The sequence below is a fragment of the Chitinophaga sp. genome (assembly GCF_035761305.1).
Taxonomy (GTDB): Bacteria; Bacteroidota; Bacteroidia; order Chitinophagales; family Chitinophagaceae; genus Chitinophaga.
In genome coordinates this window covers 1-7,412 of the sequence record NZ_DASTRI010000065.1, presented here as the reverse complement: position 1 = coordinate 7,412, position 7,412 = coordinate 1, and the positions used below count along the sequence as shown (strand labels likewise).

The following is a 7,412-nucleotide window of genomic DNA, read 5'->3' as shown; positions in this document are numbered from 1 at the left end:
TGAAAAAAAAAGTTCCGTTCAAAACTAATTAACTTTTAGACTTCTAACAAATATTTTTTCACGTAAATAATTGATTATCAATATGATAAGGGTGGTATCATTATGATAATACCGGAACGAATTTAGCTGTTGACTCACAATGGTTTAACCCAATTTCAACCAGGCCGGTGCATTTACACCATGCGCATAAAATGTTCACACAATGCATGGCCTCACAACCACGCAACCGGCGTTTTATATCGGCCATATAAATGTTCCGCACGCGGCAATCTGTATTCACGGCACATATCACTTGCAATCCATAGCTCGTAACAGGGGCACACTTATCAGCTCACATCTGGCTCCAATACCGAAAGCAATAACCGCTTCCATGCCCGTTACAACAGGTACCCAAGCCATTCCGGTATTTAAAGCGAAAGCAATAACCAACATGTCATCAATTGCGTTACAAAAAAATACCTTCCACCCCCCAAAAAATCACCCTCTTCCAAAATAAAATAATACCCTATATTAAAAAATTCACTAATTTGGCCCTGCGGTAGACTCCGCCCTATATAAAACCAATACGCCTAACCATATCCTATTACATATGGATCGCAGACAATTCCTGACCTTATCCCCTGCACGCCGCAAAACGGTGAACACTTCCTTTGGCCGTACAGATTCGGGTATTAATCCTTATACCGGCCCCTTTGATACAGCACAGGCAGTACACCTTTTAAAACGTGCATTGTTCGGCGCTTCGCCTGCGGATCTTAACTGGGCCAAAGGACTTGGCGCTATGGACCAGGTGGTAGATGCCCTGCTCACCCCCCTTGCCACCATGCCGACGCCGCCTGTTAATAACTATGGTGATGATGCTACCGGCATTGCTCCCGGCCAAACCTGGGTAAATGCACCGGCTTACGTGCCTACGGATAACGATACCCTGGGACAAAACAGGCAACGCTCCTATAAAGCCTGGTGGACCGGCGTAATGCTTAATCAAACCAGGAGCATACACGAAAAAATGGTGCTCTTCTGGCATAACCACTTTGTAACAGAAACCCAAACCGTAACAGACCTGCGGTTGGTATATAAATACAATGCCACCCTGCGGCAACATGCCCTGGGTAACTTTAAAGCGCTTACCAAAGCCGTTACCAAAGATCCCGCCATGCTCGTTTACCTGAACGGTAACCTTAATGGTAAAACCGCGGCAGATGAGAACTATGCGCGTGAGCTGCAGGAGCTGTTCACCATTGGTAAAGGGCCCGACTCTCACTATACAGAAGATGACGTTCGTGCCGCTGCCCGCGTGCTTACCGGCTACCGCGTAAACCTCGATACCGTTACCAGCTACTTCGACAGCACACAGCACGATTTTACCAATAAACAGTTCTCCGATTTTTACGGCGCAAAAACCGTAACCGGTAAAACCGGCCCTGCCGGCGAATCAGAGCTGGACGACCTGCTGGATATTATTTTTTCAACGGCAGAATGCGCCAAATTCATTGTGCGTAAGCTATACCGTTTCTTTGTTTATTATAAAATAGATGATGCCGTAGAGCAAAACGTAATTGCCCCGCTGGCAGATATTTTCCGCACCGACTATGAAATATTGCCGGTGCTCAGCGCCCTGTTCAGGAGCGAGCACTTCTACGATCCGCTGAACATGTCATGCCTGATCAAAAGCCCCGTCGATTTCTGTATAGGGCTGTGCCGCGAATTTAACGTGCAGTTTCCACCGGCCTCCGATTACATGAATGCCTATGAAGCGTGGGACTATATCCGCGACAGCGCCGGCAAAATGCTGCAGAACATTGGCGATCCTCCGCTGGTGGCCGGTTGGGCCGCTTATTACCAGGAGCCCATGTTCCACGAGCTGTGGATCAATACCGATACCCTGCCTAAACGGAATATGCTGTCAGACTACCTGGTAACCGGGCAGGGCACGCCGCAAAACCTGAAGATAGATGTGCTGGCCTTTGCCGATCAGCTGTCCGACCCGGCTAATCCGGTAACCCTGGTAAAAGACTCGCTGGACCTGCTGTATCGTGTAGACGTTTCCGATAGCCTGCGTGACTTTTTGAAAAACTCCATCCTGTTGAGCGGCCAAAATCCCAACAGCGATTATTACTGGACCGACGCATGGTCGGCCTACAAAGGCAATCCTGGCGATGCAGCTGCAAGAACAGTAGTGGAGTCACGCCTGAAAGCCTTGTATAAATTTATTATGGACCTGTCCGAATACCAATTATCCTGACCTCCTGAAAGACCTCTAACATGCGTAGAAGAGATTTTCTCAAACATACAGCATCAGCCGCCATCCTGCCGTCTGTCATTGACGGATTTTCTGTTAAAGCATTCGGTTCGTCGCCGCTGCTGGCCGCCTTACAGGGCGCCGCCACTGATAATGACCATGTGCTGGTTATGATACAGCTTACCGGCGGTAACGACGGTTTGAACATGGTGATACCGTTGGATATTTACGATAAATACCAGGCTGCCCGCAGCAACATCGCCATACAGGAAGGCAAGGTGCTGCCCCTGGCCAATAATATAAAAACCGGCCTGCACCCGGCTATGACGGGCATTCAGCAGCTGTATGAAGATGGGAAGGTATGCATCCTGCAAAGCGTGGGCTACCCTTCACCGGACTATTCCCACTTCCGCGCTACGGATATATGGCTCACGGGCTCCGGCGCAAAGGAAATACTCAACACCGGCTGGGGCGGCCGCTACCTGGGCTTTGAATATCCCAACTTTCCCGAAGGGTTCCCGAACGCAGATGCGCCCGATCCGCTGGCCATCCAGATCGGCTCTCTCGTATCTCCGGTATTCCAGGGTGCAGCCGCCAACATGGGCATTGCCATTACCAGCGCCACTGATTTTTACGGCCTGCTGGAAAATCCGCCCATTGATCCCGTGCCTAATACCCACTGGGGCGATGAGCTTACCTACATCCGCCTCATAGCAAAACAGGCCGATAAATATACCGATAGCATTAAGCTGGCCGCCGGCAAGGTTACGCAGCAAAGCCCTTACCCGGCTAACAACGACCTGGCGGCGCAGCTGAAAATAGTTGCGCGACTGGTAGCCGGCGGTTTAAAAACCCGCATGTACATGGTAAGCACCGGCGGCTTTGATACCCACGCCAGCCAAACAGATGCCGGCGACACCTCCAAAGGATTGCACGCCGGGCTGCTGGGCAAGGTAAGCGCCGCCATTAAAGCATTTATGGACGACCTTACCAACCTGAAAGTATCTAAGCGCGTAGTAGGCATGACCTTCTCCGAATTTGGCCGCCGTACAAAATCAAACGGCAGTATGGGCACCGACCATGGCGCCGCCGCTCCCATGATCGTATTTGGCGATTATGTGCTGCAGGGCGTATTGGGCAACTCGCCCAGCATTCCCGATGCCGCCTCCGTAGGAGATAACATACCTATGCAGTACGACTTCCGTTCGGTATACGCCTCCATATTGGAGCAGTGGTTCTGCGTAAAGGAAACAGACCTGAAAACCATTCTCCTGGACGATTACCAGCGCCTGCCCATTGTAAGCGGCATTGCCTGCGGCCTTATTACGTCTACAGACGATATAAACCAAAGCGCCGGTAACAATTACATCACCAACTATCCCAATCCGTTCACCGATAAAACGTACATCAAATACAAAACCAAAGGCGGGCACACCATGATCCAGATCTTTGATACCACCGGCCGCCTGGTGCAGGTGCCGTTGAACAAGATCCACACGCCGGGCGATTACACCATTACCTTTGATGGGGAGCAGCTGCCTAATGGCGTGTATTATGCCCGTTTCCAGAACGGCTCCATTCAACAGGTGCGCACCATGCTGAAAGTAAGATAAGCATGGCCGCTCATCATTTACTTACGCAACATTGTTGCAAATAAAGCCTTTTTATCTATCTTTGTCGCTCACGACATGGATAAGTGAGAAAACAATTTCTACATAAAATACTCGCTGTCATACTCCTGGGTGTGTTTGCATTGCATACCACGCCCCGGGAGTTTATCCATCTGTTTGCCCCGCATGAAGATACCATAGACGATTGTGGTTATAAAGGTGTAGCCTTTTCCATTCAGCACCGGCACTGCGAATTTCTGCAGATAGCCATACACCCGTACGAACAGATCACCTGCTATTATGAGGCGCCATCGCAGCCCGTAACCTGGGTATATACCCATCCGCACATACCGGCGGTAGTACGCCTGCGTTTTGCAGATGCCTCCCTGCGCGCGCCCCCGGCCCGTTTGAGCTGAATTACTTCCCGCATGAACAGCAGCCCCCCCTGAAGGCAAATGTCAACAGGCCGCGGCAGCAGCTGTCCTCACATTATTTGATCAATTTATTTACAGAAGATTTTTATGCAGACCATGCGTTTACTAATCGCCGGATTATTATGCCTGCTTGTGCCGGAATTTTTACGGGCAGGCGCTCATACAACAGAAGATGCTTATGACAATACCTTAAGCGGTAAGGTAGTGGACAAAGCCAGCCAAACGCCGCTGCCCGGCGCCACCGTTTATTTCCCTGACCTGCATGTAGGCGCCTCTGCCGATGCGCAGGGCCATTATATCATCCGTAACCTGCCCAAGGGAAAGTATCTCGTAGAGGTGCACTATATCGGCTATGCCGCTTTTACCACCAGCCTTGCCGTGAGCGGGGCCACCACGCATGATTTTGAGCTGTCGGAAACCCTTATTGAAAAGAATGAGGTGGTAATTACCGGCGTAAACATGGCCACTTCCGTAAAGCAAAACCCAACGCCCATCAGCGTGATCCGTAAAAACTACCTGGATCAGAATATCTCTACCAACATTATCGACGCTATTGCCAAAATACCCGGTGTGAACCAGGTAACTACCGGTCCGGCTATATCCAAGCCCTTTATCCGCGGCCTGGGTTATAACCGCGTGGTGGTAATAGGGGATGGCATACGCCAGGAAGGCCAGCAGTGGGGCGATGAGCATGGTATTGAAATAGATGATTACAATGTTGGTAAAATAGAAGTGCTGAAAGGCCCGGCCTCACTGGTTTACGGCTCAGATGCGCTGGCAGGTGTAATAAACATAGTACCGCCGGCGCTCCTGCCGGAGGGCAGCATTAAAGGCAATGTAGCCGCTAATTATCTTACCAATAACGGGCAAATATCCTATCATGCCGACCTTGCCGGTAACCAGAACGGGTTTAGCTGGAATGTTTTCGGCACACAGAAATGGGCGCATGATTATAAGAACAAGTACGATGATTATGTGTTCAACTCCCGCTTTAACAATACCAACTATGGCGCCGGCATTGGCATTAACAAACAATGGGGCTACTCCCGCCTGAGCTTTACTTCCTTTAACCAGAATCTGGGCCTGGTAGAAGGCGACCGCGATGAGCAGGGGCATTTTATCCAGCCCGTAAATGTGAACGGAACAGAGGAGGAAAGAGCCGCCACAAACTTCAAATCATACAGCATGCAGGTGCCCAAACAAAAGATCAACCATAACAAGCTGGTGTGGGATAATAGCCTGTACCTGCAAAATGGCGGGCGCCTGGGCCTTACGCTGGGCTACCAGTACAACCAGCGCCGCGAGTTTGGCGATGTGCTGAACCCCGATGCGCCGGAGCTGTACCTGAAGCTGAAAACATTTAACTACGCCCTCAAATACTTTTTCCCGGAAATGGGCGGCTGGCAAACCTCTGTGGGTGTAAACGGCATGCAGCAGCAGAACCGCGTAACAGGAGATGAGTTCCTGGTACCCGCGTATAACCTGTTCGACTTCGGCGCTTTTGCCATTACCCGCAAAACCTTTGACCGGCTTACTTTAAGCGGCGGTCTGCGCTTTGATACCCGCTCCCTTAACGCTAAGCCGCTGTACCTGGATGAAGACGGCGCCCCGGTAAGCGCGCCTAAAGATGGCGGCACCACCAAGTTTGCGAAGTTTGACCGCAGCTTTTCCAATATATCCGCCAGCGCAGGCATCAGCTACGAAGCCAGCGATAAGGTAACGCTGAAGCTCAATGCCGCCCGTGGTTTCCGCGCTCCCAACATTGCGGAGCTGGCCGCCAACGGCGTGCATGAAGGCACTATTAAATACGAATACGGCAACCAGGATCTGAAGCCTGAAGTAAGCACCCAGGGCGATGCCGGTATTGACTTCAATACAGAGCATGTATCTATTGGCGCCAGCGTGTTTTACAATCATATTACCAACTTCATTTTTTCCCGCAAGCTGCTGAACGCCGCCGGTATGGACTCTATCCCCGCGGAAGATAATGACGAAGGCTACAGCGCCTTTAAATACCAGCAAACCAGCGCTAACCTGTATGGCGGGGAGTTTTCACTTGATATACACCCGCATCCCATTGACTGGCTGCACTTCGAGAACACTTTCTCCTATGTGCGCGCGGTAGCCTCCAATGCCACCGACTCTACCGAATTCCTGCCCAATATTCCCCCCGGTCGCTGGTTAAGCGAGCTGCGTGGCAACTTTAAAAAAGTGGGCGGAAGCCTGCGGAATGCCTACATAGGCCTGCAAATGGATATGAACCTGGATCAGAACAACGTGTTCAGCGCCTATGAAACAGAAACGCCTACAAACGGATATACTTTATTGAATGCGCACCTGGGAGCCGATATAGTGAACCGGAACAGCAAAACGCTGTTCTCCCTGCACTTTGCCGTAAACAACCTTGGCGATGTGGCATACCAGAGCCATTTAAGCCGCCTGAAATATGCGCCGGTAAATGAAGTAACCGGCCGTATGGGCGTATTTAACATGGGCCGTACTTTTAGCGTAAAAGTCACTGTACCAATCGACATTAAATAGATATTTTCTAATGTGTTCACTCTTTACTAAACGGCCCGGGCTTTTGCCTGGGCCGCTCTTTTTACAGGTTATTTCATAAAATCATATTCGAATATTATATTTGTTTAATGTTTGTTATTAGACGATACATATCCCTTTATATTTAATTAAAGTACAATTGCTTTTATGAAAACAAGTTTAAAATTAGCTTTGTTAGCCTTCGCATCCCTATCCTTAGGCGCATGTTCCAAAGACCCCGAGCCGGAACAGGTTGCGGGCGGGAAATTACAATTGATCACCTCAGGAGTTTGGCGGTATTACGAATACTTTTATGATTATAGTGAAGCAGGCGCTTCGCTGGTATGGAAAGTGGATAAAGCCAACGTTTCCTATAACTTATCCAGGAACCAGGTTAAATTCAATACAGACGGTTCCTATTGGGAAATAGACGAAAAGGGCGACCGGTATGACGGTACCTGGACCTTCCTGGCCGACAGCACCCAGGTAAAAGTGGTGAACTCCATAGGTACATTCCTGTCAGACATCAAAGTGCTGGATAATAATAAGCTCGAATGGGCGGCTACCGGCGCCGAAGAAGGCCATTAC

Annotated in this window: 5 protein-coding genes; all 5 read left to right on the top strand. The window is 50.0% G+C overall.

Translation table 11 applies throughout. The annotated features are described in order from the left end of the window. Positions 1 to 589: 589 nt before the first annotated feature. The gene (locus VFS25_RS06380) at positions 590 to 2,245 is read left to right on the top strand and encodes a DUF1800 domain-containing protein (RefSeq protein ID WP_326461292.1); all 1,656 of its coding nucleotides are present in this window, start codon (positions 590 to 592) and stop codon (positions 2,243 to 2,245) included. Between the two features lie 20 nt (positions 2,246 to 2,265). Beyond that, positions 2,266 to 3,855 carry a DUF1501 domain-containing protein gene (locus tag VFS25_RS06375; protein ID WP_326461291.1) on the top strand — a complete coding sequence of 530 codons (1,590 nt, stop codon included), beginning with the start codon at positions 2,266 to 2,268 and terminating at the stop codon, positions 3,853 to 3,855. A gap of 131 nt (positions 3,856 to 3,986) precedes the next feature. Beyond that, positions 3,987 to 4,268, top strand: coding sequence for a hypothetical protein (locus tag VFS25_RS06370; RefSeq protein WP_326461290.1), 282 nt, complete (start codon positions 3,987 to 3,989; stop codon positions 4,266 to 4,268). 114 nt (positions 4,269 to 4,382) lie between these two features. Continuing rightward, entirely contained in the window at positions 4,383 to 6,827 is a 2,445-nt protein-coding gene (locus tag VFS25_RS06365) for a TonB-dependent receptor (RefSeq protein ID WP_326461289.1), read from the top strand. A 165-nt stretch (positions 6,828 to 6,992) separates the two neighbouring features. Continuing rightward, the coding region (locus VFS25_RS06360; protein WP_326461288.1) for a hypothetical protein at positions 6,993 to 7,412 on the top strand (420 nt) is incomplete at its 3' end.